The sequence below is a fragment of the Actinoplanes sp. NPDC051859 genome, from assembly GCF_044452725.1.
Lineage (GTDB): Bacteria > Actinomycetota > Actinomycetes > Mycobacteriales > Micromonosporaceae > Actinoplanes.
The window spans coordinates 1-25,944 of record NZ_JBITBX010000005.1 but is presented as its reverse complement, the minus strand read 5'-3'; the positions used below and the strand labels follow the sequence as shown (position 1 = coordinate 25,944).

General features: G+C 70.0%; 27 protein-coding genes. 11 read left to right on the top strand and 16 right to left on the bottom strand.

What is annotated here, in order from left to right; translation table 11 throughout:
- The first annotated feature begins 35 nt into the window (after positions 1-35).
- Positions 36-2,210, top strand: coding sequence for an MMPL family transporter (locus ACIA1L_RS14125; protein ID WP_396073090.1), 2,175 nt, complete (start codon positions 36-38; stop codon positions 2,208-2,210).
- Here ACIA1L_RS14125 and ACIA1L_RS14120 read toward each other — a convergent pair.
- Together ACIA1L_RS14120 and ACIA1L_RS14115 are read right to left on the bottom strand one after the other, a co-directional pair.
- Positions 2,194-2,805: an RraA family protein gene (locus ACIA1L_RS14120; protein WP_396073089.1), complete on the bottom strand. Its 612-nt coding sequence runs from the start codon at positions 2,803-2,805 to the stop codon at positions 2,194-2,196. The two genes, ACIA1L_RS14125 and ACIA1L_RS14120, sit on opposite strands and share 17 nt — an antisense overlap.
- A gap of 53 nt (positions 2,806-2,858) precedes the next feature.
- The gene (locus ACIA1L_RS14115) at positions 2,859-3,446 is read right to left on the bottom strand and encodes a hypothetical protein (RefSeq protein WP_396073088.1); all 588 of its coding nucleotides are present in this window, start codon (positions 3,444-3,446) and stop codon (positions 2,859-2,861) included.
- Between the two features lie 173 nt (positions 3,447-3,619).
- On the opposite strand from ACIA1L_RS14115, the gene ACIA1L_RS14110 reads away from it, so the two are divergent.
- Positions 3,620-4,534 (top strand): virginiamycin B lyase, encoded by a 915-nt coding sequence (locus ACIA1L_RS14110; RefSeq protein ID WP_396073087.1) that lies wholly within the window; start codon positions 3,620-3,622, stop codon positions 4,532-4,534.
- Here the strand turns inward: ACIA1L_RS14110 and ACIA1L_RS14105 are convergent.
- A complete protein-coding gene (locus tag ACIA1L_RS14105; RefSeq protein ID WP_396073086.1) occupies positions 4,523-5,176 on the bottom strand; it encodes a TetR family transcriptional regulator in 654 nt (217 codons plus the stop codon). The genes ACIA1L_RS14110 and ACIA1L_RS14105 overlap by 12 nt on opposite strands.
- Positions 5,177-5,238: 62 nt before the next feature.
- Between ACIA1L_RS14105 and ACIA1L_RS14100 the strand changes: the two genes are divergently transcribed.
- Genes ACIA1L_RS14100 through ACIA1L_RS14080 form a run of 5 tightly spaced genes read left to right on the top strand, consistent with a single transcriptional unit; the run spans position 5,239 to position 11,498 of the window.
- A complete protein-coding gene (locus tag ACIA1L_RS14100; RefSeq protein ID WP_396073085.1) occupies positions 5,239-6,054 on the top strand; it encodes an alpha/beta fold hydrolase in 816 nt (271 codons plus the stop codon).
- Positions 6,055-6,066: 12 nt separating this feature from the next.
- Entirely contained in the window at positions 6,067-7,215 is a 1,149-nt protein-coding gene (locus ACIA1L_RS14095; protein ID WP_396073611.1) for a DUF2786 domain-containing protein, read from the top strand.
- 46 nt (positions 7,216-7,261) lie between these two features.
- On the top strand, positions 7,262-7,642 hold the full coding sequence (locus ACIA1L_RS14090; RefSeq protein WP_396073084.1) for a hypothetical protein: 381 nt from the start codon (positions 7,262-7,264) through the stop codon (positions 7,640-7,642).
- Positions 7,639-10,212: a caspase family protein gene (locus tag ACIA1L_RS14085; RefSeq protein WP_396073610.1), complete on the top strand. Its 2,574-nt coding sequence runs from the start codon at positions 7,639-7,641 to the stop codon at positions 10,210-10,212. Before ACIA1L_RS14090 ends, ACIA1L_RS14085 begins: the two co-directional genes overlap by 4 nt.
- A complete protein-coding gene (locus tag ACIA1L_RS14080; protein ID WP_396073083.1) occupies positions 10,209-11,498 on the top strand; it encodes an extracellular solute-binding protein in 1,290 nt (429 codons plus the stop codon). The genes ACIA1L_RS14085 and ACIA1L_RS14080 overlap by 4 nt, the downstream gene beginning before the upstream one ends.
- Before the next feature lie 25 nt (positions 11,499-11,523).
- Here ACIA1L_RS14080 and ACIA1L_RS14075 read toward each other — a convergent pair whose 3' ends face one another.
- The 3 genes from ACIA1L_RS14075 to ACIA1L_RS14065 form a co-directional block, all read right to left on the bottom strand.
- Complete coding sequence (locus tag ACIA1L_RS14075) at positions 11,524-13,044, bottom strand: M1 family metallopeptidase (RefSeq protein WP_396073082.1); 1,521 nt, start codon at positions 13,042-13,044, stop codon at positions 11,524-11,526.
- Positions 13,045-13,230: 186 nt separating this feature from the next.
- Complete coding sequence (gene fdhA / locus ACIA1L_RS14070) at positions 13,231-14,469, bottom strand: formaldehyde dehydrogenase, glutathione-independent (protein ID WP_396073081.1); 1,239 nt, start codon at positions 14,467-14,469, stop codon at positions 13,231-13,233.
- Between the two features lie 67 nt (positions 14,470-14,536).
- Positions 14,537-16,588, bottom strand: a complete 2,052-nt coding sequence (locus ACIA1L_RS14065) for a diguanylate cyclase (RefSeq protein WP_396073080.1) — start codon at positions 16,586-16,588, stop codon at positions 14,537-14,539.
- 201 nt (positions 16,589-16,789) lie between these two features.
- Between ACIA1L_RS14065 and ACIA1L_RS14060 the strand changes: the two genes are divergently transcribed.
- Entirely contained in the window at positions 16,790-18,337 is a 1,548-nt protein-coding gene (locus tag ACIA1L_RS14060; RefSeq protein WP_396073079.1) for a long-chain fatty acid--CoA ligase, read from the top strand.
- 99 nt (positions 18,338-18,436) lie between these two features.
- The gene (locus tag ACIA1L_RS14055) at positions 18,437-18,877 is read left to right on the top strand and encodes a DUF1707 domain-containing protein (RefSeq protein WP_396073078.1); all 441 of its coding nucleotides are present in this window, start codon (positions 18,437-18,439) and stop codon (positions 18,875-18,877) included.
- A gap of 6 nt (positions 18,878-18,883) precedes the next feature.
- Here ACIA1L_RS14055 and ACIA1L_RS14050 read toward each other — a convergent pair whose 3' ends face one another.
- The 7 genes from ACIA1L_RS14050 to ACIA1L_RS14020 form a co-directional block, all read right to left on the bottom strand.
- Positions 18,884-19,774: an inositol monophosphatase family protein gene (locus tag ACIA1L_RS14050; RefSeq protein ID WP_396073077.1), complete on the bottom strand. Its 891-nt coding sequence runs from the start codon at positions 19,772-19,774 to the stop codon at positions 18,884-18,886.
- 48 nt (positions 19,775-19,822) lie between these two features.
- Positions 19,823-20,404: a hypothetical protein gene (locus tag ACIA1L_RS14045; RefSeq protein WP_396073076.1), complete on the bottom strand. Its 582-nt coding sequence runs from the start codon at positions 20,402-20,404 to the stop codon at positions 19,823-19,825.
- Complete coding sequence (locus tag ACIA1L_RS14040) at positions 20,404-20,880, bottom strand: DUF6286 domain-containing protein (RefSeq protein WP_396073075.1); 477 nt, start codon at positions 20,878-20,880, stop codon at positions 20,404-20,406. The genes ACIA1L_RS14045 and ACIA1L_RS14040 overlap by 1 nt, the downstream gene beginning before the upstream one ends.
- Positions 20,881-20,975: 95 nt before the next feature.
- Positions 20,976-21,407 (bottom strand): Asp23/Gls24 family envelope stress response protein, encoded by a 432-nt coding sequence (locus tag ACIA1L_RS14035; protein ID WP_396073074.1) that lies wholly within the window; start codon positions 21,405-21,407, stop codon positions 20,976-20,978.
- Complete coding sequence (locus ACIA1L_RS14030) at positions 21,400-21,579, bottom strand: DUF2273 domain-containing protein (protein ID WP_396073073.1); 180 nt, start codon at positions 21,577-21,579, stop codon at positions 21,400-21,402. Before ACIA1L_RS14030 ends, ACIA1L_RS14035 begins: the two co-directional genes overlap by 8 nt.
- Positions 21,580-21,628: 49 nt before the next feature.
- Positions 21,629-22,006: a hypothetical protein gene (locus tag ACIA1L_RS14025; protein ID WP_396073072.1), complete on the bottom strand. Its 378-nt coding sequence runs from the start codon at positions 22,004-22,006 to the stop codon at positions 21,629-21,631.
- Positions 22,003-22,482, bottom strand: a complete 480-nt coding sequence (locus tag ACIA1L_RS14020) for an Asp23/Gls24 family envelope stress response protein (protein ID WP_396073071.1) — start codon at positions 22,480-22,482, stop codon at positions 22,003-22,005. Before ACIA1L_RS14020 ends, ACIA1L_RS14025 begins: the two co-directional genes overlap by 4 nt.
- A 265-nt stretch (positions 22,483-22,747) precedes the next feature.
- Here ACIA1L_RS14020 and ACIA1L_RS14015 point away from each other — a divergent pair, with 265 nt between their 5' ends.
- Both ACIA1L_RS14015 and ACIA1L_RS14010 read left to right on the top strand, forming a co-directional pair.
- Entirely contained in the window at positions 22,748-23,350 is a 603-nt protein-coding gene (locus ACIA1L_RS14015; protein ID WP_396073070.1) for an RNA polymerase sigma factor, read from the top strand.
- Positions 23,347-23,805: a hypothetical protein gene (locus tag ACIA1L_RS14010; protein WP_396073069.1), complete on the top strand. Its 459-nt coding sequence runs from the start codon at positions 23,347-23,349 to the stop codon at positions 23,803-23,805. Before ACIA1L_RS14015 ends, ACIA1L_RS14010 begins: the two co-directional genes overlap by 4 nt.
- Here the strand turns inward: ACIA1L_RS14010 and ACIA1L_RS14005 are convergent.
- The 3 genes from ACIA1L_RS14005 to ACIA1L_RS13995 form a co-directional block, all read right to left on the bottom strand.
- On the bottom strand, positions 23,780-24,487 hold the full coding sequence (locus ACIA1L_RS14005) for a tetratricopeptide repeat protein (protein WP_396073068.1): 708 nt from the start codon (positions 24,485-24,487) through the stop codon (positions 23,780-23,782). The genes ACIA1L_RS14010 and ACIA1L_RS14005 overlap by 26 nt on opposite strands.
- A 108-nt stretch (positions 24,488-24,595) precedes the next feature.
- Positions 24,596-24,997, bottom strand: coding sequence for a hypothetical protein (locus ACIA1L_RS14000; protein WP_396073067.1), 402 nt, complete (start codon positions 24,995-24,997; stop codon positions 24,596-24,598).
- Between the two features lie 122 nt (positions 24,998-25,119).
- The coding region (locus ACIA1L_RS13995; RefSeq protein WP_396073066.1) for a glycosyl hydrolase at positions 25,120-25,944 on the bottom strand (825 nt) is incomplete at its 5' end.

Genomic DNA, 25,944 nt, shown 5'->3' with positions numbered 1-25,944 from the left:
ACGATTCCCGGTCCGTTTCCCGGCACGGTGTGCCGATGGCCTCCTACCTCGCTCGCCTCGGACGCTTCGCGTACCGACGCCGGGTGCTCGTCCTCACCCTGTGGCTCGCCCTGATCACGATCCTCGGCGCCGGCGCGGCGACCCTGTCCGGGCCGACCGCGGAGACCTTCAGCATTCCGGGTACGGAGGCACAACGCGCGCAGGACTTGCTCGTCGACCGGTTCCCCCAGGCCGGCGGCGGCGCGGAGGCCCGCATCGTGTTCGCGGCACCGGCCGGGCAGAAACTCACCGACCCCGCGCACCGGGCCGCCATCAACGCGGCGCTCGCCCCCGTCCGCGGCGGGCCGCACGTTGCGACGGTCACCGACCCCTTCCAGGGCGCGGTCAACCCGGCCGGGAACGTCGCGTACGCCCAGGTCACCTACCGGGTCCGGGCGAACGCCCTGACCGACGCCGACCGGGACGCGCTGGCCGAGGCGCGGGCAGCGGGTCGCACCGCGGGCCTGACCGTCGAGACCGGCGGCGACGCCCTGCGCAAACCGGCCGGGCACGGCATCGGCGAGGTGCTCGGCTTCGGCATCGCCGCCGTGGTGCTGCTGATCACCTTCCGCTCGCTGCTCGCCGCCGGCCTGCCGTTGCTGACCGCAGCCCTCGGCGTCGCCACCGTGCTGGCCGGCATCCACATCGGCTCCGGCTTCACCGACCTCAGCAGCAATACGCCGACGCTGGCACTCATGCTCGGCACCGCGGTCGCGATCGACTACGCACTGTTCATCGTCTCGCGGTACCGGCATGAGGTGGCCGGCGGCCGAGTCGGCATCGAGGCAGCGGGGCATGCGGTCGGGACCGCCGGGTCCGCGGTCGTCTTCGCCGGCCTGACCGTGGTGATCGCCCTGGCCGCCCTCGCCGTCGTCAACGTTCCCGTCCTCACCCAGATGGGCATTGCCGCGGCTGTGGCCGTCACGGTCGCTGTCCTCATCGCCCTCACCCTCCTGCCGGCCCTCCTCGGCTTCGCCGGCTCCCGCATCACCGGCACCACGGCTCGGCCAGACTCCCCCGCAGCCCCGACCGCCGCTCCCAGCCCGACCGCAGGCGTGGGCGTGGGCGAGCGAACGATGGGGCGCCGATGGGTGGGTCTAGTGACTCGGCGACCGGTGGTGACGCTGGTGGTGGCGACGCTGGGTCTGCTGGCGCTGGCGATTCCCGCGCTGGATCTGCGACTGGGGCTGCCCGGCGACGAGCTGGCTGCGCCGGGGACCACCCAGCGCAAGGCCTACGACATGCTCACCGCCGGGTTTGGGCCGGGATTCAACGGGCCGCTGCTGGTCGTGGTGGACGTGGCCGGAACCGGCGACCCCAAGGCGGCGGCGGAGGAGGTCACCACGGCCGTTCGCGCGCTCCCCGACGTCGCAGCAGTCGGTCCGGCCACCATCAACCCCGGCGGTGACACGGCGATCCTCCGCGTCATCCCCGCGAGTGCCCCGGACCGCCCGGAGACCACGGACCTCGTGCACGCTATCCGCAACCTCGACGACCAGGTACCCGCTACGGTCCTGGTCGCGGGCACGACAGCCATCAACATCGACATGTCCGCGAAGCTGGGGGCCGCGCTGGGGCCGTACCTCAGCGTGATCGTGGTGTTGGCTCTGCTGCTGTTGACCGTCTTGTTCCGTGCCGTGTGGGTGCCCATCAAGGCGATCGCCGGCTTCCTGCTCAGCGTGGCCGCGACGTTCGGGGCGGTCGTCGCGGTCTTTCAGTGGGGCTGGCTAGCCGAGCTGTTCGGCGTCGCACAGACCGGTCCGGTGATCAGCCTGATGCCCGTCGTCCTCATCGGCATCGTGTTCGGCCTGTCGATGGACTACGAGGTGTTCCTGGTCAGCCGCATGCGCGAGGAGTACGTGCAGGGCGCAACACCGGCGGACGCCGTAGCCGACGGCTTCGGCCACAGCGCCCGGGTGGTGACGGCCGCCGCGATCATCATGGTCAGCGTGTTCGCGGGCTTCGTGCTGTCCACCGACTTGATGATCAAGTCGATCGGCTTCGCCCTCGCGGTGGCCGTCCTGTTCGACGCGTTCGTGGTCCGCATGACCATCGTCCCGGCAGCGATGACCCTGCTCGGCCGGCGGGCGTGGGCACTGCCCAGCTTTCTCGACCGCATGTTGCCGCGCATAGATGTGGAAGGCGAGAGCCTGGCTACTTCTCGGCGCTGAGCGCCTTCTCGACGCGGACGCGGTGAGCCTGCTCCCAGTCGTCGAGCGTCTCCGCCTCTTCCTTGGCGAGTTTCGCCCGCGAAGCGGTAAGGACCTCGTCGTAGCGGGCGTGCGGAACGACCACGACGCCCTCCTCGTCCGCCACGACGATGTCCCCCGCGGCGACCTCGACACCACCGCAGCGGACCGTGCCGCCGTGCTCGCCGATCGCATCCTTGGTGCCGGGGATCGGGATCACGCCCCGGGCGAAGACGGGGAAGCCCGCCTCCCGCACCTCGGCGAGATCGCGGATCAGCCCGTCGAGCACGAATGCGGCAATCCCCCGCCGCTGGGCCACCGCGCACACGTTCCCACCCGCAAGCGCATAGTCGAGGTCGCCCGACTCCACCACCACCACGGAACCCGGCGCGGCCTCGTAGATCGCCGCGTGCAGCATGAGGTTGTCGCCTTTCGGGCACCGCACCGTGAAGGCAGGTCCGGCGACCCGCGGCGTCGGCGTCCATAGCGGCCGGACGCCGATGTCCATGACCCGGTCCCGACCCAACACGTCAGCCAATGTGGTCGGCGGAATGTCCCGGAACTCATCGCTACGCACGTCACTCACTCCTGCCGCAGTCGCCGTCCGGATCACCATAGACAACCAAGAAGTCAGCGGTCCGCGCAGAAGGCCCGGAGTGCCTCCTCGTCGGCGAGCGCCATCCACTCGTACGTGCCACGAAGTTGGTCGGCGCGTTGGTCGACCGTGGTGACCGTGGCTGCCATGTCGCCCCACGGCATGCTGACGTGCAGCAGCGTTCGCACAATGCCGGGCGGCAGGTGCACGCTGTCGGCGGGCGTGGCGCGCAGCAACAGGCCGCTCGTGGACACGTCCTCGACCTGGCCGGAGAGTGCCACCAGGCGGCGGCCCGGGTCGGTGTCGAGCTGGGCGGTGCCGGTGGCGGCGTACGTGCCGGGGCGCCGGGCGGCACCGCGGCGCTGGACCACCTCAGTGGGCGGGTCGCCGGCGAGGGTGAGCGTGCCCTCACGCAGCTCAGCCTCGACCCAGGTGACCCCGGTGCTGATCACGAGCTCGAGGATGCCGAACCGGCGGATGCCCGGGCCGTCCGGGCTGAGCACCGCGATCGGGGGCAGCTCGGCGAGGAACGGCGCACTGACCTCGGCCAGCACGAGCAGGGCGAGCGGCTGCTCGCCCGGGCACCGCAACGACAGCGTGCTACCGGCCGGGACCGTGACCATCGGATTTCTCCCGCTCGTGAGGTCGGCTTCCCCCGAACGGTTGCACGGCCGGCCGGTGGTCGGCAGGCGTGGTCCGGACCGTCACGCTTCCGGCGTACGCCGATGTGCGGCGAAGAGACTGTCTGCCGTGGACTCGCTGCAGCGCTCGCCATCCCGGGTGGCAGGATGGGTGCATGACCAGGTCCGTCAGCGAGGTTGCGGTAGCGAGCCCGGGCGCCGGCCCGTACGGCGTCACGATCGGCCCGGACGGGGCACTGTGGTTCACCCTGGTGCACGGCGGACAGATCAGTCGGCTGGGGCGAGATGGGGTCGTCTCCACCCACCCGCTGGATGCTGCGGATTGCAGGCCCTCCATCATCACTGCGGGCCCCGACGGCGCGTTGTGGTTCACCCGCAACGCCGACCACCGGATCGGCCGGATCGGCGCGGACGGCAGCAGCACGTCGTTCGCCACGCCGACGCCGGGCAGCGGACCGTTCGGCATCGCCGCGGGAGCGGACGGCGCACTGTGGTTCACCGAGATGAACACCGACGCCATCGGCCGGATAACGGACAGCGGTGCGGTCACCGAGTTCGCGGTGGGAGTCCAGGGCGGCTTCCCCTCGATGATCACCGCAGGCCCGGACGAGGCGCTCTGGTTCACGCTGAACCAGGCCAACGCGGTCGGCCGGATCGGTCTCGACGGCGCTGTCACGGTGCATGAGCTGCCCACAGCCGACGCAGGACCGGTCGGTATCACGGCCGGGACCGATGGCACTCTCTGGTTTGTGGAGATCCTCGCCGGGCAGGTCGGCCGCATCAGTCCCGGCGGCAAGATCGACGAGTTCCCGCTACCGGACCGCGCGGCCAAACCGCACGCGATCGTCGCGGATCCGACGGGCGGCTGCTGGTTCACCGAGTGGGCTGCCAACCGCGTCGGCCACGTCGACGCCGATGGCACCTTCCGGCACTACGACCTGCCGACGCCCGCGGCCGAGCCGCACGGCATCACCGTCGGTCCCGACGGCACGGTCTGGGCCGCCCTGGAAATCGGTGCGGCCGCCCGCCTCGCGCCGTCCGCGACGGACGCCGGCCGATCAGGGCGTTAGAAGTCCAGATAGCAGGCCGCGGAGCGTACGCTCGAAGAGGTCCTGGTCTGGTGCGGGCGTGGCCGGCTGGGAAAACGCAGCGGTCAGGTGGGGATAGCGGGCGAGGTCGATCCCGGCGAAACTGACGGCCGGTGCGCTGGCCTCGCTCCGGGCGAACAGCGTCGCCACACCGGTCATCATCGCGATCGCTTCGAACTTGGCCTGAACGGGGCAGTCGACCGGCGCCAACACCCGTAGGCAGTTGTCGAACCAGCCGAGGGCGGACGGGCCGACGCCGGTGGGTCGGTGGATGACGTCGCGCAACCAGGGGTGGCGGCGGTGCAGGTCGAGCTGGTGGCGGCCGAGCAGCAGCATCGTGTCCGCCCAGCCGCCGGACGCTTCCGGGTAGGGGCTCAGTTCGGCGATCGCGTGGTCGGTCATGAGATCCAGCAGGTCGTCGCGCGACGACAGATAGCGATAGAGCGTGCCGGCGGCGGTGCCGAGGGCGGCTGCGACCGCGCGCATGGACACCGCGTTGAGGCCGTTCGCGTCCGCGAGGGCGACGGCTGCCGCCACGATGTCGTCGCGGCTGTGCGCCGGGGTGGGTCCTCGGCTGCCGCGGGCCGGCCGATTCCAGATGGGCTGGGGGGTCGCGTCGGTCACCTCCTCACTGTAAACTGCGTACAGTGTTCGCAGTTTGGCAGGGTGAGCTTCCAGGAGGCGAGATGGAACGGATCGGAACGGTTGACGGCGCCCAGGTCGTCGTGCACTCCACCGGGCAGGGGCCCGGCATCGTCGTCGTGCATGGCGGCGGCGTGACGATCGACCAATACCGGCGGCTGGCAGCGGCGCTGGCCGACCGGTTCACCGTGCACCTCTACAACCGGCGTGGCCGGGCCGACGCGCCACCGCGCATCGAGCCATACTCGGCCGACCAGGAGGTCGACGACCTGAGTGCCGTCCTGGCGCACACCGGCGCGCACAATGTCATCGGGCACAGCGCCGGTGGCTTCTTCGCCCTGCAAGCAGCGCTCCGGCTGCCGATCGCCCGGCTCGCGCTCTATGACGGCGCAGTTTCGGTCAACAGCAACTTCCCCACCGACTGGCTGCCGGCAGCACGCGCGGCGGCCCGCTCGGGCGACACCGCGCTCGCCATGGCGCTCACCAGCGCGGGGATCAACACCCAGTCGGCCGCGACCAGGCTGCCGCTGCGCGCGCAGGTGGCGATCTGCAAGCTCTTCCTGCGTACGCCCATCGGCCGCGACATGGGCAGCCTGCTGGAGATGACGCTGGACGAGTCGGAACAGATCCGCCTGCACGACGGCCCGCCCGAGCAGTGGGCCGGCGTGACCGCGGAGGTCCTCCTCGCCTGCGGTGGCAGCGGCCCGAGTTACTACGTCCGCAACAACGAGGACCTGGCCCGCGCCATGCCCCACGCCCGCAGTCTCGTCGTTCCGCGCTGCGGCCACGACGCCATCAACCGGGCCCCGCACCGCCTGGTCGAACCCCTCGCCGAGTTCTTCACCGCTGGCCGCGACTAGCCTGATCGGGTGATGTCGGTGCAGGAGACGGTTGCCGCGGTGCTGGGCGGCCAGGTCGGGTACGAGGACGGCCTGGATCTCCTGACCGTCACCCCCGCCGCCGAGGTGGATCCGGTGCTGACCCGGGCGCTGTTCGAGGCCGTGGCGCGCGCGGTGAACCGGGGCTGGCAGCCCGCCGAGCTGCACCGGGCTGTGGCCCGCCGCGGCGACCCCGGGCAGGCAGCACTCGTGGTCGACGCGCTGGCCGCGCATGTTCGCGGTTTCGCCGCCCGGGCGGTGGATCCCCGGTGGCGCGCGCAGGCCGCGGAGCTGGATGCGCGGGCCTGGTGGGGTGCCGATGACGACTATCCCGCCCAGGTGGTCCGGCGGCGGCGGACCGACCGCATCGCGCTGATCGACGCTTTTCTCGGCGCGCTGCGGGTGCTGGCCGGGCTGCCGCCGATCGACGTGCTGATCCCGCCGCCGGGCCGGGTCGCGCGGGCCACACCCGTGCCGGGCAACGAGGCGATGCTGAATCGGGTGCGGGCGCTGCTCGCCAAGGCGGAGGCGACCACGTTCCCCGCCGAGGCGGAAGCGTTCAGCGCGAAGGCGCAGGAGCTGATCTCCCGACACAGCCTCGACGCCGCCCTGGTCGGGGCCGGGGACACCGAGGTCGTGCCGTTCGCGCGCCGGATCGGGGTGGACCATCCGTACGAGAGTGAGAAGGCGTCACTGCTGGACGCGGTGGCACGGGCGAACCGCTGCCAGGTGGTGTGGTCGCCCGAGTTCGGGTTCGCCACGGTGTTCGGCTTCGACGCTGACGTCGACGCCGTGGACCTGCTGCACGCGTCGCTGCTGGTGCAGGCACATCGGGCGATGGCCCGCGACGAACCACCCGGCGGCAAGGCCGGACGCTCCCGGCTCAAGTCGTTCCGGCAGTCCTTCTTGATCGGGTACGCGGTCCGCATCGGTGAACGCCTCGCCGCAGCCGACCAGTCGGCGCTGACCCAGTCCGCCGACACCAATGCGCTGCTCCCGGTGCTGGCATCGCGGGAGGCGCAGGTACGCCAAGCCCGCGAGCAGGCGTTTCCGCGTACGGTGCGCGGCCGGGGTTTCCGGGTCGACAACGAGGATGGGTGGGAGTCCGGGCGCGAGGCCGCCAACCGGGCCACCCTGCGCTGAAGATCACGGAGAGTCTGATCTTGATTCCACTGTGTATGGTGCACAGGTGGAGACGACATCGGTGGCGCGCATCACAGTGGTGGCCGGCGACCCGGCGGCCTCCGACGAGGCCGCCCAGCGGCTGATCAAGGAGCTGCACGACCTGCCCGAGATCGTGGCGGTCGAGCCGGCGGCGATCCCGGGTGCGGACGGCGGGCGGTCGGTGGACGCCCTCGCGATCGGCGGGCTCCTGCTCACTTTGATCGCCACCCCGGAAGTGCTCGGCGGGGTGATCACCTATCTCGTGGAATGGCGCAAGCGGCAGGGCAACGACCGCAGCCTGATCCGGTTCCGCCTGGGTGACAAGGAGCTCGAGATCAGCAACGCCTCCCCCGACGAGCGCAAGCGGCTCATCGACGCGTTCCTCCGGGAGTTGAGGCGACGCTGACCCACCGACACGCCCTGATCCTCGCCTCGGAGCACTACCGCCACCCCGCGTACTCCGAGCTGCCCGGCACCACCGCCGACGCCGAGGCCCTGCGGGAAGTCCTCGGTGATCCGCGCGTCGGGAACTTCGAGATCACCGTCTTGCAGGACCCGGACGTCCGGACCGCCGGACACCGGATCAAGCGATTCTTCGCCGACGCCGCACCGGATGACATCCTGCTGCTCTATGTCGCGGGGCACGGCGTCCGCAACGACGAGGGCAACCTGTACTTCGCGGTCAGTGACACCGTGCCCGACCTGCTGTGGGTGACGGCGCTCGCCGCCAAGGACATCACCCACGAGATGGAAACCAGCCCGGCCCGGCGCATCGTCGTGCTGCTGGACTGCTGTTACGCCGGCGCCTTCGACGACCGCAAGGATCTCGACCATGCCGGGCCGCCGCCGGAGGTCGCCGCACCGCCGGTCGGCACCGCCGAAGCCGCAGGCCCCAGCGAAACCCTGGCGGCCAGCGCGCCACCCGCGGACGACGCGCACGTCCGCGGTCAGGTGGTCATCGCGGCCGCCACCAGCATCCAGCAGGCGGTCGAGGGCAAGACCGGCGGACTGTTCACCCGCTGCGTGGTGCACGGCCTGCGTACCGGCGACGCCGACCTGAACCAGGACGGGGCGATCGACGCCCACGAACTTCACCTGTACGTGGACGCGCGGATGCGCATCCTCGGCGCCGAAGTGGCCCAGCAGCCGACCTACTCGGTGCACCGCCTCCAGGGCATGCTGCGCATCGCGCACCGCGCCACGGCACCGAGCCGCGCACCGGTGCGAACGCAGCCGCCGGCGAGGCCACCGCAACCGCCCGAACCGCCCGAACCGCCCGAACCGCCGAAGCAGCGCAACGGCTTGGCGCGGATCTTCCTCCTGCTCGCGATGCTGCTGCTTTCCGGCTGCGGGGTCGGTGCGGACAGCCCTCTGACTCGCATCGACTGTCCGACGCCCACCCATCTGCGGGTCGCGGCGGCGCCGGGTGGGCTGGGCGCATACCGGGAGCTGACCGCGGCGTTCGAGGACTGGGTGGCCGGGCAGCGCGGTGGGTGTCGCACGGTCGACCTGTACGTCTACCCGGTCACCGCCCAGGAGATGGCGGACGGCCTGGCCCGGGGCTGGGGACAGGATCCGGACGGGCGGTCGTACCTGCGCGACATCGGGCCGCATCCGGACGTGTGGCTGCCCGGCGCCGCCACCGACGTGCCCGCGCTGGGCGCACCCACGCCCGGGTTCGGGGCCACCGTGCAAGAGGTGGCTCGGACGCCGATCGTGCTCGGAGTGCCGCGGCGCGCGCCGGTCGCTGCCGAAGCCCGCCGGGCCACGCGCACCTGGCCGGAGCTGTTCGACCAGGTCAGCCGGGCCACCGGGGTGATTCGGGCCGAGTTCAGCGCCTCCGCGGTGGCCCGGATGGCTACTGCGAAGCTCTACGCCGATGGTGCCATCGACCCTGCGGTGGCCCGTTCCCGCTACGAGCAACACATCGAACAGGCCCTGGACGGCGGTGGCTATCCGGTCGGCGACGAGACCACCCTGCTGTGCCGCCGGGCGCAGCGCCACGACGACACCGCCGTGATCCTCACCGAACAGCAGCTCGTCCGGTTCAATCACGGCGACGCGGCCGGGGACGCCTGCCCGCAGGTGGCGGTGCCGCGAGCCGCTGACCAACTGCAGGCGTACTACCCTTCGGACACGCCGGCGGTCCGCCAGGTCGTGGTGACCCTGACCTGGCCGCGGCAGGTGCAGACGGGACCGACGCAGGCGTACGCGCGCTGGTTCGGCCGTTGGCTGCGCACCGATCCGGGCCGAGCGGCGCTGCTGGGCACGGGGTTGCGACCGTACGCATACGACGCGGGTGAGCCGTTGGGGCCGGACAACGGAGCACTGGTCGACTGGCCGTTCTCTCGGGTGGTACAGCCCGAGCCGGACGGGTTCATCCGGCGCGACGTGGCCGCTCGGTACGAGCGCGCACGGCGGCCCGGCCAGTTCCTGGTGGCGCTGGACTCGTCCGGCTCGATGGGCACGGTGACCGCCGATCCGACCCGGACCCGGTGGGAGGTGGCCGTCGCTGCGGTGGAGCAGGCGGTGACCCGGCTCGGCGGGCGGGACCGGATCGGGCTACTCACCTTTGCCGGGGACGGCACCCGCGAGTTGCTGCCGCTCGAGGCTGCAGGCGCCGATCCGGTGGCCGCCGTGCGCCGGGCGACCGCCGGGGTCCGACCGGGCGGCGGCACTCCCCTGCACGAGGCCGTTCGGAAGGGCGCGGCGACCCTGCGCGCGAGCCCGGGCGGCAGCGATCCGCGGCGCACCCTGGTGGTGCTCACCGACGGCAACGACACCGGTGGACAGCCGCGGCCGACGCCGGCACAGACCGCCGGGGTGCGCATCGCCGTCATCGCGGTGGGCGACGTGACCTGCGCCGACGCCGGATTGCGCCGGCTGACCGCGGACACCGCTGGCCGCTGCTACGACGCCGGGCTGGGCTCCCTCGAACCGATACTGACCACAATGTTCCGCACGATCTGGGGATGAAGGAGGGCCGCCGGGTGCGCGTACGCGGCAAACCGTGGTGGCTCTTCGCCGCCGGCAACCTGACCGGCGCCGCGCTGGCGGCGTCGCTGTTCCTGGTCGGGCCGCTCGCCGGACCGGCCGAGCTGGAGCCCGGCGAGCTGGTGATCCTCAGCGGCCAGGACGACAGTACGGGCGGGCAGCGCCAACAGCTCGTCAATCTGTGGAACGACAGCCACCCGCGCAATCCGGCCCGGATCGTCACCGTGCCGCAGGCGGCGGACGGGCAGTGGTTCGAGATGGCGAACCGGGCCGAGGACACCGAGACGGACATCTTCAACCTCGATGTCGCCTGGACGGCGTTCTTTGCCGAGCCGCCGCAGGGGCGCCGGCTGATCCGCCCGATCGACCAGTCGCTGCTGGCCGAGCCGCCCGACTCGGCGTTCATGGCGAAGCCGTTGCAGACCTGCCGCTACGCGGGCGAGCTGTGGGCGTTGCCGTTCAACACGGACGCTGGCCTGCTCTACTACCGCACCGATCAAGGCTGGAAGCCACCGTTCACCTGGGCAAACATCGAACAGGCGACGGGTCGGACCGGGTTCGGTGCGGCCTACACCGGCCAGCTCGCCGGCTACGAAGGGCTGACCGTCAACGTTCTCGAGGCGGTCTGGGCTGCCGGCGGCCGGCTCGACGTCGGCGCGGACGGCACGGTGAGCCTGGATCTGGCTGCCTGGGACGAAGCGATGCGACGGCTGACTCCGGCCAGGCAAGGCCCGTCGGTGGTGCTGCCCGAGTCGACGTCCTTCGACGAGACCGGCAGCCGGGACGCGTTCCGGGACGGACGGGTGCCGTTCATGCGCAACTGGCCGGTCGCCTATCGGGCACTGCGGGCCGGCGACCAGCCGCAAGGCGGCACCCGGGTCCCGTTCGACGTGGCGCGGCTGCCGGGCGACAGCGTGCTGGGCGGCCAGAACCTGGCGATCTCGGAGCGGACCCGCCAACCCCGGGCCGCGCAGGCGCTGATCGAGTTTCTCACCAGCCAACGCAGCCAGCAGATCCTGTTCGATCCGGGCGGCTTCGCGGCGACCCGGGCCACCGTCTACGAAAACGAAACCATCAAGCAGAAATATCCGTACGCACCACTGCTGCGCGAGGCGGTCGAGTCGGCTCGACTGCGGCCGGTGACGCCGCACTATGTGGCTTTCAGTCAGCAGCTGCACCAGCTCGTGACGGAGGTCCTGAGTGGACGTCAGGCGCAACTGCCACGCGATCTCGCCGACCGGCTGACGCAGGCCCTGCGGGGCAAGTAGCTCCCCGCAGGGCCGCGCAGAGCACTCAGTGCCGGTGCAGCATCTCGCGATTCTGCTGGATCTTCGCCCAGGACTTGGGGGCCTTGGGCGCCTTCGGCGACGTCGCCGTTGCGGCGGCCTTGGCGGCGCCGGCCTTCTGAAGCGGGCTCAGCACGTCCGGCTTGCGCGGGGTGTAGAGCCACACCTCGAACAGGTCGTCGAGCTGCGTGCCGGAGACCTGCTCGGCCAGCGCGATGAACTCGGCGGTGGTGGCGTGGCCGTACCGGTGGTCGGCCACCCAGGTGCGCAGGATCTGGAAGAAGTCCTCGTCGCCCACGGTCCGGCGCAGCTGGTGCAGGGTCATCGCACCCCGGTCGTAGACGGCGCCGTCGAAGACGTTCGCCGGGCCGGGGTCGCCCGGCTTGACCGTCCAGAAGTCGTCGGGCTGGGTGGCGTAGAGGAAGTCGAACAGCTCGTCGGCGGTGCCCTCCCCCTGCTCCTCGGACCACAGCCACTCGGCGTAACTGGCGAAGCCCTCGTTGAGCCAGATCTCCTTCCACTGCGCCACCGAGACCGCGTCACCGAAGTACTGGTGGGCGTTCTCATGCACCACCACGGAGGTGTTCGAGCCGCCGCGGAAGAAGTTGGCGCCGTACGTGGGCCGGGTCTGGTTTTCCAGCGCGAAGCCCAACGTGCTGGGCGGCGCGACCAGGCCGCCACGGGCGGTGAACGGCCACGGGCCGAACTTGCCGCCCAGCCACTCGGTGATCTCCGCCGTGCGTTCCACACTGGACCGCGCGGCCGCATCGAAATCGGCCGGCAGCAGCTCGGAGTACGCGTTGATCACCGGCTCGCCGTCCGGCATGACATCGCGGGTGAGGCTGTACTGCCCGATGGCGATGAACGCGAGGTAGGTCGCCTGCGGCTTGGCCGAACGCCAGTACCAGCGGGTCCAGCCCAGCGTCTCCCGGGTGGGGTTGCGCGGCTGCACGCCGTTGCTGATCACCTCGACGCCGTCCGGCACCGCGACGGACACGTCGAACGTGGCCTTGTCCGACGGGTGGTCGTTGCTCGGGAACCACCACCAGGCTTCTTCCGGCTCGCCCACGGCCAGGGCGCCGTCGGGGGTGCGGATCCAGGCGGTGAACCCGGCGGCGACCTTGTTCGACGGCACCCCGGAATACTGCACGACGACGGTCAGGTCCTGCCCGGTCGTGACCGGCCGGGCCGGGGTGACGACCAGCTCGTGATCGCCCTGCTTGGTGAAGGTGGCGGGCCGGTTGTTCACCTTGATCGACGCGACGTCCAGCACGAAGTCGAGGTTGAACGAGCTGAGGTCCTGCTCGGCCTTCGCGAGGATCGTGGTGGTGCCGGTGAGCTGGTCGGTCTCCGGGAAGTAGCGCAGGCGAACGTCGTAGTGCGAGACGTCGTACCCGCCGTTGCCGTAATCGGGGAAGTACTCGTCGCCGACACCCGGGGCGCCTGGGGCGGGCGCGGCGGTGGCGGGGACGGTGGTGCCGGCGAGGGTCAACACTGTGGCGAGCGTCGCCACCAGTAGTCGTCGCACGGTCAGGGTTCCTTCCGTCGGCGGACCGGGTCGGTCCGACGTGGATCAGTCACCTGCGAACATATCGAAAGATCTCGACGTGTGGGTCATGTCCCGGTTAAGCCCGGTAGTCGCGTCACGGCCTGGACGGCGCAGTCCCGCCGCGGGTGGCGGCGGGACTGCGCTGTGTCCGTACTTATCAAGGGGTCAGCGGCGGATCATGCCGTGCGGGTCGATGACGTACTTGCGGGCGGCGCCCTCGTCGAACTCGGCGTAGCCGCGCGGGGCCTGGTCGAGGGGGATCGGGGTGGCGTTGACGTTCTTGGCGATCTGCACGCGGTCGTGCAGGATCGCCATCATCAGCTCGCGGTTGTACTTCATCACCGGGCACTGGCCGGTGACGAACGAGTGTGACTTGGCCCAGCCGAGGCCGAGCCGGATGGACAGCGAGCCGACCTTGGCCGCGTCGTCCACGCCACCCGGATCGCCGGTGACGTAGAGGCCGGGCACACCGATGGCGCCGCCGGCGCGGGTGATGTCCATCAGCGAGTTGAGCACGGTGGCCGGCATCTCGGTGCCCGCGTCGGCGCCGTGGCCGCGCGCCTCGAAGCCGACCGCGTCGACGGCCGCGTCGACCAGCGGCTGACCGATCGACGGTGCGTCGTGGCCGAGGATCTGCTGCACCTGGTCGGCGGGGCTGCCGCGGCTCACGTCGATGGTCTCGCAGCCGAAGCTGCGGGCCTGGGCGAGTCGCTGCTCGTTGAGGTCGCCGACGATGACGACCGCGGCGCCGAGCAGGAACGCCGAGGTGGCGGCGGCCAGGCCGACCGGTCCCGCACCGGCGATGTAGACGGTGGAGCCGGTGGTGACGCCCGCGCTGACGCAGCCGTGGTAGCCGGTCGGGAAGATGTCGGTCAGCATCGCCAGGTCGAGGATCTTGTCCATGGCCTGGTCCCGGTCCGGGAACGGCAGCAGGTTCCAGTCCGCGTACGGCACCAGGACGTACTCGGCCTGCCCGCCGACCCAGCCGCCCATGTCGACGTAGCCGTACGCCGAGCCCGGCCGGTCCGGGTTGACGTTGAGGCACACGCCGGTCCGGCGTTCCTTGCAGTTGCGGCACCGGCCGCAGGAGATGTTGAACGGCACCGAGCAGATGTCGCCGACCTTGATGAACTCGACGTCGCGGCCGACGTCGACGACCTCGCCGGTGATCTCGTGGCCGAGCACGAGGCCTTCCGGGGCCGTCGTCCGCCCCCGCACCATGTGCTGGTCACTGCCGCAGATGTTCGTCGCGACGGTCTTGAGGATGGCGCCGTGCGGCGTCCGGCGCCCCACGTTGGCCTTGTTGACCCCGGGACCGTCTTTCATCTCGTAGGTCGGGTAGTCGGTGTCGCGGACCTCCACCTTGCCAGGGCCCTGGTAGACGACCGCTTTGTTGCCTGCCATCGGCTTACGCTCCCTTCCTGGCGCTGTTACCGCCATCCTGCTCGCGGAAGGGGCGCAGGAGAACGCGCTATTGTTTCGAAGGCTGTCGATACTCGCTTACTTCACGAATCGGCTCGGTGCGCCGGGACCGGCCGCTCTTCTGGGCGTACAGCTCGGCGTCGGCGTGGGCGTACAGGGTCTCGAAGTCGGTGCCGTGCCGGCCCAACTCGGCGGTGCCGATACTCACGCCGATCCGGGCGCCCACCGCGGACCGCAGCAGGTCCACCGCCACCTCGGCGGCCGGCTGGTCATGCGCGGAGAGCAGGATGACGAACTCGTCACCGCCCAGCCGGGCGACGACGTCGTGGGAGTGCACGTTCTCCCGGATCGTGTCGGCCACCCACACCAGCAGGTCGTCGCCGGCCGCGTGGCCCTGCTGGTCGTTGACCTGCTTGAAACCGTCCAGGTCGAGCAGCAGCAGGGACAGCCCGCGGTGGTGGCGCCGGGCGTGCGACAGCTCGGCCGCGAACCGCTCCGTGAAGCCGCGCCGGTTCAGCGCCGAGGTCAGCGCGTCCGTCCGGGACAGCTCGCTCAGCTTGCGGCGCTGCCGAGCAGCCTGTTCGGCCTTGGTGGCGCACACCGCGGCGACCGCGAGCGCACCGGTGAGGTGGCTGAGGGCGTACCAGATGCTCGGCGTCCCGACGAAGATCGCCACGAGCAGATAGCCGATCGCGATCCCGCCCACCAGCGGGCGCCCGAACCGGGGCGTCGTCATCACCACGAACGGCATCGGCGCGAACAACCCGATCGCCATCGTGGTGCCGACCCCGCCGTCCAGTGCCACGAGCACGAGGGCCATGCCGAACTGGAGCACCGCGAAGCCCATCACTATCTTCACGGCCGAAGGGTTGCGGCTCAGCCGGTTCGCGAGGAGCCGGACGATCGCACCGAGGCACATCGTCACCGCGAGCAGGACGATCATCGCGAGCCGGTGCGGATGACCGGTCGCGTAGAACAGCGCGTAGATCATGCCGGTGGCCGGGTCGACGACACCCAGCCAGCCACCCGCCGCGATGGCCCTGCGGCGGCGCTCCAACGGCGACACGGAGGCCCTCGTCGGCGCCGGGCCCACGCTCAACGCCCGGGTGACCGCCTCGGCCGCGGGCACCTCCCGGCTCCGCCGAGCCTTGTCCTGGTAGACCCGCTCGTCGGCGAGCTGCTTCAACTCCTCGACGGTGCTCGCCTCAGCGGGGTAACACGCGAACCCGATGCTTGCCGCAGCAGTGCCGTCCAAGGCCGCGTACAGCCGGGACACCACGACTTCGGCACCCGCCGCGTCCACGCCGCTGAGCACCGCGGCGAACTCGTCGCCACCGATCCGGCCGACCGCGTCGTGCGCACGCAACTGTTCGATCAGCGTACGGCCGGTGAACGCCAGCAGGTCGTCGCCGGCGCGGTGGCCGTACGTGTCGTTGACCGCCTTGAACTTGTCCAGGTCGATGAGCAGCAGAACGGCCGATTCGCCGGACCGCTCGGCCTCGGCGAGTTCCGCAAACAGGCGCTCGTCGAAGCCGCGCCGGTTCAGGGTGTGGGTGAGCGGGTCGATCCGGGACTGCTCGGCGAGCCGCCGCCGCAACGACGCCATCGCACCGGCGTAGCGCAGGCATGCGATGCCGATCCCGGCGATGCCGATGGTGTAGATGACGGCGTACCCGGGCGGCCCCGGATCGCCGGTCAGCACCACGGCCCAGTACGCGACGGCACTCAACAAACCGGCGGCGATGAACGGACGCGGCGGCATGGTGACGGCGAAGAGCAGGACCGAGAACGGCAGCAAGGCCCCGAAGGCGCTGTAAACGCCACCGTCGAGCCAGGCCAGGACCGCGTACGCCTCCACCGTGGCGACCAGCGTCGTCAACTGGACCCAACGGCGCAGCCGCGACCGGGCGATCACCCGCGCCGCCGCCACGGTCGCGAGAACGATGCCGAGCAGCACGGCGATGACCGCTGCCATCGCCGGACGCCGATCGCCGTCCCAGGTGGCCACGACGTACGGCACGCCACCCAGCGGGACCAGTGCGCTGCGCAGCGCACTGGCCCGAACCGCCCGAACGCGGGCGTGCGGGGCCGAGGTCGACATGCGGACGGTCCCTTCGGCGCGACGGGCAGACTGAGGCAACCCTGCACATCGGCAGAGCCGGCCTTGAGGTGAAGAAGGTGGGGCGTTGCGAGTCAGGTGCGGCACTGTGGCGAAACCGCGCCGAAACAGGGGTTTTCCGACCGAGTGTCGGCATGCTGGGATCGACACGACAGCACTGCGGATCAGTCGAGGAGACCACCCATGCTCAACCTCTCCGTGTTCCTGGAGGACAGCGCCCGCCACTACCCGGAGCGCGCGGCGGTCGTCCTGGGCGACCAGCGGCTGTCGTACGCGCAGGTCAACGCGGCCGCCAACCAGGTCGCGGCCCTGCTCGTCGACCGGGGTATCCAGCCGGGCGACAAGGTGGCGCTGTCCTGCCCCAACCTGCCGTACTTCCCGATCGTCTACTACGGCATCCTCAAGGCCGGCGCGGTCGTGGTGCCGCTGAACGTGCTGCTCAAGGGGCGTGAGGTGGCGTACCACCTGGCGGACTCGCAGGCGAAGGCGTACTTCTGCTTCGAGGGTTCAGCAGAGTTGCCGATGGGCGCCGAGGGACACGCGGGGTTCACCGAGACGGCGAGCTGTGAGCATTTCTTCGTCATCACCGCTGACCCGGCCGCGCCAGCGCCGATCGAGGGCACGGAGACGCTGGGCCGGGCGCTCGCGGGCCGGTCGCCGGTGTTCGAGACCGTGCTGGCCGCCGAAACCGACCCGGCGGTGATTCTCTACACCAGCGGCACGACGGGCCAGGCCAAGGGCGCCGAGCTGAGCCACGCCAACCTGGTGCTCAACGCGCTCACCTGCAACCGGCTGTTCCAGACCCGGCCCGGCACCGATACCCACCTGCTGGTGCTGCCGCTGTTCCACTCGTTCGGCTCGACGGTCAACATGAACGCCGGGTTCGCCTCGGCGTCGACGCTGGTGCTCATGCCGCGCTTCGACGCGGCCGGGGCGGTGCAGCTGCTGCAGAAGGAGGACGTCACCTTCTTCGCCGGCGTCCCCACGATGTACTGGGGTCTGCTCAACGCCCTCACCGAGGGCGTCGACGTCGAGCGGATCGCCCGCACGATGCGGATCGCGGTCAGCGGTGGCTCCAGCCTGCCCGTCGAGATCATCAAGGAGGTCAAGGCCCGCTTCGGCGTCCAGATCCTCGAAGGGTACGGCCTGAGCGAGACCTCGCCGGTAGCCACCTTCAGCGACCCGGACAGCGACCCGCGCCCCGGCTCCATCGGCATCCCGATCTGGGGCGTCGAGGTGCGCCTCGTCGACGACAACTGGAACACCGTCGAAGGTGCGGACGAGATCGGCGAGATCGCCATCCGCGGCCACAACATCATGCGGGGCTACTACAACCGCCCCGAAGCCACCGCCGAAGTCATGCACAACGGCTGGTTCCGCACCGGCGACCTGGCCCGCCGCGACAAGGACGGCTTCTACTACATCGTCGACCGCGCCAAGGACATGATCATCCGGGGCGGCTTCAACGTGTACCCGCGGGAGATCGAGGAAACCCTGCTGACCCACGAGGCTGTCTCGCTGGCCGCCGTCATCGGTGTGCCGCATCCCAGTCACGGCGAGGAGATCAAGGCGTACGTCATCCGCAAGGAAGGCGCGACCGTCACCGAGGACGAGCTGATCGCCTGGTCCAAGGCGCAGATGGCAAGCTACAAATACCCGCGCATCATCACCTTCGTGGACTCCCTGCCGATGACGGCCACGGGCAAACTGCTCAAGCGCGCGCTGAGCTGACCTCGATCGGCGGACGCGCCCCGAGGGGCGCGTCCGCCCGCGCGGTCTCCGTCGATTTCCGCGCGGCTGCGGCGGCACGCGCGATACGTTCAGCCGACCATGAAGGACGAGCGCATCGGTACGGTGCACCGCACCCAGGTGATCGACCTGCTGAACCAGGCGCTCGCCGAAGGCCACCTGCCCGAGACGAACTACGACACCCGGATCGTCGCGGTCAGCACGGCGACGTACGCCTCCGACCTGCTCGCTCAGGTCCAGGACCTGCCGCCGCGACTGCAATGGGATCCGCGCAACGCGGCACCGCCGACCCCGCCGGACCGCAACGCCGGCCGCGGCGCCCTGGCCCTCGGCATCGCCTCGGTGCCCCTGTCGTTCTGCCTGATCGGTGGCATCCTCGGCATCGTCGCCATCGTCCTCAGCACGCGCGGTCGGGGCGCCCACGGCGTGGGGCCGGCCCTCATCGGCCGCGTCCTCGGCATCACCAGCGTGGTGCTGTCCCTGACCGCTGTGATCGCCCTCATCATCGCCGCCCGCGCCTGATCACCGTCAGGTGTGCTGTCTCCACAGCGCGTCGCTGGCCGCTCGCCACAATTCCGGGCTGCGCGCAAACAGAGAGGTCCCCGGGCGTGGTCCACGAACACCGTCGGCCCCGCCGTAGGTGCCGCCGGCCTCGGTGACGATGAGCGACGTAGCGGCGAAGTCCCAGACCTGGCCGCGGGTCTGCACGGCCAGGTCAAGGTCACCACTCGCGACCTGCAGCGGCGCGTGTTCCGCCCAGTCGACCTCGGTGGCAACCTCGGCCAGCGGCGCGGCGATCACGCGGTCCGCATCGAGGTAGTTGGGCGGCGCCGGGACCACGCCCAGGCGGGCACCGTCGAGGGTCTCGGGACGGTCGGTGGCTACGGTGAGGCGGCGTTCGCCCGTACCGTCGAGGGCCGAGCGGTAGGCGCCGCCGCCGCGGGTCGCCCACCAGAGCGTGCCCTGCGCCGGGATCGCGGCGACCGCGGCGACGATGGCACCGCCGTACTCGAGGGCGACCAGGACCAGCCAGCGCGGGTCGCCCGTCACGAACTGTGCCGTGCCATCGATCGGGTCGACAATCCATCGGCGCAGACGTCGCCCGCCCCCGCCGTTCTCCGCGCCTTCCTCCCCCGGCGCTGTGCCGCTCTCCGCGCCTCTTTCCCCCGGCACCGTGCCGCTCTCCTCGCCTTCCTCCCCCGGCACCGTGCCGCTCTCCTCGCCGAGCACGGTGTCCTGTGGGCGTTCCGCCCGCAGCACGGCGAGGATCGCAGCCTCGGTGTCACGATCGGCAGCGGTGACGACGCTGCCGTCGGGCTTCAGCTCGCGGGGCAGGCCAGCAAGGGCGCCGAAGTGCCGGATGGCGACGGCCGCGCCCGCGAGGGCAGCCCGCCGTGCCAGCTCGAGATCGCTCAGCATGCGCCAATCCTGCCTGGCTCCGCGCTCTCCCGTGGCGGTCAGCCACGATCACTCCACGCGTCTCTGCGTCCGGTGAGTGCGCGCGACCGACAGCCGGACTCTGGCGTGGGCGTCCTCGCGGCCGAGAACGCAGTCGAGATCGGCAGTGACATCGTCGGCAGCGCTGATCACCGTCGCCAGATCGGCGGCGGGATCGACGGTCGCAGTGAGTTCGACGACGAGCTGGCCCCGGTCCCGGATGACCTTGCCCTGAGTCGAACGAACGCCAACAGTGTCGGCCAGGACCTCAGCGGCGGCAGTCGCCGGCCCGGCCGGATCGAGCAACAATCGCCCACTGCCGCTCGAGCCCGGCAGGGTCAGCATTCCCACACTGCGGCGCGGAAGGTGGGCGATCAGCCACCACAGGCCAAGCAGCAGCAACAAGCTACCGGCCCCGCCGGCCGCCCACGGCCACCACGGCTGGTCCGTGGCGTCCTGGATTAGGTCGGTCGACAGTTCCGTAGGAGCTTCCGGCCAGATCCGCCGAAGGTCACCGGTGTACCAGGTGATCAGGGCGGCGCCACCGCCGAGGAGGGCGAAACCGAGCAGGATAGCGATGAGCCGGTCGAGACCGAGCACGCGACGACGCATCAGCGCCCTCCGTCCTGAGGATGGGCCCGCACCTTGACCTTGACGCGCGGCGGAGCCTGCAAAGCGTGCAGACGTTCATCGACCGCCCGTGTGACGGCGTCGACAATTCCGGCTGCCGCGGTCGCGCGGGCAGTCACCGTCACGGTGCGACGGCTCGCCGATGCGGCAGCGGACAGTACGCCGTCGACGTCCCGGGCGGCGCTGCCAGCAAGCCGAGCCACATCGCGGGTGTGCAGGTGGATACCCGTTCGAGAGACGACCGGCAGGGATCTACGCGAACGCGGTCGTACCCCGGCGACCAGCAGGAATCCGCCGAGCACGATGACGACAGCTCCCAGCGGGACCATCCACCACAGTGGAGTGATTCCGTCGATGAAGGCCAGAGCCGGCGCAAGCCACGAGCCACTCACCAGACTCGCGGCGGCGAGGGCGTCATGCAGAAGCACGAATCCAGCGGCGGCTACCAGGATCGCCAAGACGGGACCGGTGACGCCGATGGGTCCGCTGCCGGTTCTTGGGCGAGCGGCGCGCATAGCCGGCTGGGATGGGCGGGGAAGCGGTGGCAGATCGGTCACCGGACTCGGCTCCTGGAATCCTGATGGCGTACCACCTTGGCGATGGTGACGCCGACGGCGTCGACGCGCAGGCCGGCCAGCGCGCTCAGCTGCTCAGTGACCGCGGCACGGACAGCGGCGGCTACCACCGGTGCGGGACAAGGCCAGAGGGCGATCACCTCAACGTCCGCCCGGACCCGACCGCCCGCAACATCACAGTCGACCCGAGGGTAGCCACGCCCGAGCACCGATGTCACCGCATTCGTGCCAGCCTCTGCCGGGGCGACACCGTCGACATGCAGCGCAGCGGCCTCGGCGATGCGCTGCACTGCCTTCTCCCTGATGACCAGGGAGCCGCGATAACCAGCCTCGCTGCGGTCACCGGAAGCGGGCCGGCCCTGGCCTAGCAACGTCCCGACCTCGAGAGCCGGGGCCGCACGATCAGCCACGGCTACGTCCCGGCAGCAGATTCGACAGGTCGATGCGACCCTCAAGGTGCGCCCCGATGACATATCCGACGGCGGCGAACAGCACGGCGAGTAGCACCCAGCCGAAACCGCCAGCGGCCGCAATCAGGGCGAGCAGCAACCCAGCGAAGAGTCCGACAGTGGACGAGGACATGGTCACTCCAAGACGAGACAAATAGTTCTGATCAGCGCGAAGCCTGCAGTCAGGCCGCCGGCGCGACGACGTCTTCGATGTACACGTGCACCGGCAGCGATACGACCTCAGCTACCGCGGCATGAATAGTTCGGGCGACCGGATGCAAGGGTGCTCGAGCGGACACGACGACGTGCACCTCCACCAGGCTCGTACCCAGCTTCACCCCGGTGACCCGGCGCCCCGGCAGATAGGTGGCGACCTCACCCAGCGCCCCCGCGTGCAATCGGACCACGCCGGGAACACCGAGCACGCGCTGCGCGATTTCGTCCGCTGTTGCCGAAGCTTCTCGGTCCTGCCCGGGGCCAGCCGTTCGCTCGACGACCACGCCCTCGATAACTGTGTCCTCGCCCGGCGAGGACGGCCGCCCGGGCTCGGGAGCGCTCACCGCACTCGAGGGGTACGGTCGGCGTCATCGTCGTCATCGGACTCGAGGTGGATGTCCGCGACGGTGATGTTGACTTCGGTGACCTCGAGACCGGTCATTCGCTCCACCGAGGTGATCACGTTGCGGCGGACACCGACGGCGAGGTCGGCGATGGCCACCCCGTACTCGGCGATCAACTCGATGTCGACGGCTGCCTGCGTCTCGCCCACCTCGACGGACACTCCCTGCGAGTGGTTGACCCGTCCACCGGGGATCCGCTCACGCAGGGCTCCGACCACCCGCGCCGCACCGCCACCCAAGGTGTGCACCCCGGAGACATCCTTCGCCGCGATGCCGGCGATTTTGCTGACCACGGTGTCCGCGATGGACGTCGTGCCCTGGGAGCTTTGCAGGCCCTCCTCCCGTACCGACAGGGCACCCGATGACGAAGGCCGTGACTTGGTGGTGGTGTTGTTGGTCGGGGTCGGCTCGGTCACGACGTACTCCTCTTTCTACTGGTGAAATGCGACTCGCTGGAAGCGAAATCATCGGCAGCTCATTCGACGTACGGTCGGGCCGCCTTCGAATGTGTAGAGCGAAGCGACAGCGAAACCGTCATGCACCATCTGATGTGATCCAGATCACACTTTTTGGCGCGCAATTCTTACCGCGCTGCGGGTAGCAAGTGGACGACCGCCGTGATCAGATCTGCGCGTCAGGCTCGGCGCCGGAGCCGTGTGTTCATCGGTGAAGGAGCGTGAGGTGCTGAGCGAATCCGGAGAGTGCGGCGGCGCTACGCATGCTGCTGCCGCGGGCGCCCCGGACGAGGTCCTGGCCCGGAGATCCGGCCTGGGCGATCGCGACACCTTCGCCGAAATCGTCAGCCGACACGGCCCGGCGATATATCGTTATGCGTTCCGCCTGCTCGATGATCCGAGCGTCGTGGAGGACTGCGTTCAGGAAATTTTCGCCGATGCCTGGAAAGGTCTCCCGCAGTTCCGTGGCGACTCGTCACTACGGACATGGCTATTCACCATCGCCCGGAATCGCTGCTATGCCTACCAACGCCACTTACCGTCGTCCGGTAGCCGGCCCCACGTCGACATCGACGACGTCGCCGAGCTTCTGCCTGACCCAACGACCGATCCGGCGCAACGCAGCATTGAACACGGCCTGCTCGGCGCCCTCGATCTCGCCCTGCGGACACTGCCGCCGCGGCAACGTTCGGCCTGGATGTTGCGGGAGATCGAAGGCCTCACCTATCCCGAGATCGCGACAGTGCTGTCTACCACCGCCGACGCGGTCCGCGGGCTGCTCGAGCGGGCCCGTGCCACATTGGCCACCACGATGGAGGGTTGGCGGTGACTGAACCCACCAGCGGCGAACGCCGCCTCACACAGGCCACGGAATTGTTGCGCCAGCACACCGACGCCGGCTGGAAGGCTATGCGCGCCGACGTCCTGAACCGCGCCCGGCGGGCATTTCGGCCATCCGCACCCGTCCGGTCCCACCACGATCTCGGCGATTTCTTCATTGCTTGCGATGTAGTAGTCGCGCGCTTGCAGGCCGCCATTGACCCCGTAGCCGGCGCTGCCGCGCAACGCATCACCTGCACCACCGACCAACGCCACCACCTTGACGGTGTCACCATTGAAATCGTCGCCGCCTACGGCACCCATCTCCTCACCGTCGCCCGGCACGTGCACGAGGCCGCCGGGCGGGAGCTCAACGAACTCCTCGGTGCATACGCGCCACCACATTCCGCGATTCACACGCATGTGCATATCGAAGACATCACCGATGATCCCCATTTCTTCTGACCCGGCCCCGCGCGTCATCCACCGCGGCATGGGCAGCCTCGGGACCAGGTAGCCGATCCAACCGGCCCGGATCACCTCGCCCGCCGAACTCCTCGGCCAGGGGGACGTCGAGACCGGCGGCGAGGCGGGCGGCCTCCTGCCAGTGGTGGTGAGCAAGATCTGCGACACCGCAGGCATCGTGCACACGGGCAAGGCCGGTGTGCACGCGGGCCTGTTCGTATTCGTCGCCGGTCTGCGGGGCGAGGGCCAGCGCAGCGGTGTGCTGGCGGCGGGCCTCGTCGACGTGTCCAGCGGCGTGCGATGTCTCGCCGAGGCCGTTGAGTGCGACGCTTTCGCCGGACCGGCTGCCGGTCTGGCGGTACAGCCCGATCGCCCGCCGGTAGTGCTCGACAGCAGCCACATGACGGCCCTGCCGCAGGTGGACGAGGCCCAGTTCGGTCAATGCATCGGCCTCGCCAGGGCGATTGCCGATCTCGCGATCGAGCCGTAGCGCCCGCTCCAGATGGGCGATAGTGGTCGGGAAATGGCCCTGCCGCGCATAGACGCCACCCAGCCCTTCCAGCTGCATCGCCTTCCCCAACGGATCGCGAAGCTCGTGATAGAGGTGCAGGGCTTGCTGGGAGTGGTCCGCAGCCTCGTCGTAGCGGCCCTGCTGCCGGTGGACGATGCCGAGGGTGTGCAACGCGTCCGCTTACCCGAGCCGGTTGCCGGTCTCGCGGAAGATGGCGAGGCTCATAGTCGGCGGACTGCGCATAGTGGCCCCACCTGCAATGGACGTACGCGAGGTTGTTCAGTGCGCGGGCAGCACCGCGCGGAACCCGATCGATCGGCAGATGACGAGGGCGCGTTCGAGATGTTCGGCGGCCTGGGCGTGCCGTCCCAGCCCGCTGAGGCTGGGCCCGAGGTTCGCCCACGCGTGCGGCTTCGCGGGCCAGTCCAGGCAGCTGTTGGCCGCGTTCCGGGCATGGCTGTGCATGGTGAGGGCGTCGGCAAAGTGACCACCGAAGTCCAGGTAGAGCGCGAGGGTGGCCGACAGACGTGTGGCGTGGCCGGGCAACCCGTGGGTCGCCGCGTACGCGCAACTGGCGACCAGGTTCTGCCGTTCCGCGTCCAGCCAGGCCCGCGCCGTGGCGGTGTCGACCACCGACGGGGAGGGCGAGTCGGTGGCTCGGATGCGCGGCCGCTGAAACACCCCGGTGGGAAATAAGGAACGCTCTCGAATTCGGCGGGATCAGTCGGGCCCTGATCCGCGTGTGCCCGGACACGACAAAGCCGCCCGGTGGTGTGCCGGGCGGCCTTTGTCGTGGTGTGTGGTCAGCTGATCGTGACGTTGAAGATCGGGTTAGCGGCGAGGATTTTGAACGCGGTCAGGCTGGCCTTCGTGGAGTTGACGGAGATGTCGCGGTCGCCTTGGTCGTCCTTGGCGGTGTCGAAGTAGACGATGGCCTTGATGTTCGGCCGCTTCACCAGCTCCGGAATCACACTGTTGAACCCGGCAACCTTGTCGGTGCGCTTACCGACCCGGTGGTAGACACCCCACTCAGCAATCATCAACGGCTTCGACGCGTGCTGCGTGGTGGCCCAGTCGTAGAACGTGGGTCCGTTCTTCGCCTTACGGTCGAGCAGGTCACCGAACATGCCGTAGTGGTAGTAGCCCTTCTCCGCACTGACGTAGGAGTCCAGGCCCATCCAGTCCACGACGTCGTCGCCCGGGTACAGGTCCTTCCACCAGGACTGCGCCATCCACTTCTCATTACCCATGTACGCCATCACGTTGATCGCATTGTCGATACCCTGCGCCCGCAGCCGCTGAATGGTGTGCCGGTACATCGCGGCGAAGTCCTTGGCCTCCCAGCCCGACCCCTTCTTCGCGACGACGTCGTTCTCCGGCTCGTGGTTCAGCACCAGGAAAAACTTCTCCGGGAAGCTGCTCTTGATGCGGGCGGCGAAGCGGTCGATGCGCTGGTCCTGCTCACCCTTAGCCACCTTCGCCCAGGACGAGCCGTACGCGATTTTCCAGTTCATCAGCAGCACCCGCGGACGAGCCTTGTCACGGGCCATCGCCATCTCCGACTTGGTCGGGAACGGCTCGTCACCCTTGTGGTAGGTGTGGAAGATGTTCGCGGTGCGGCCGGTGAG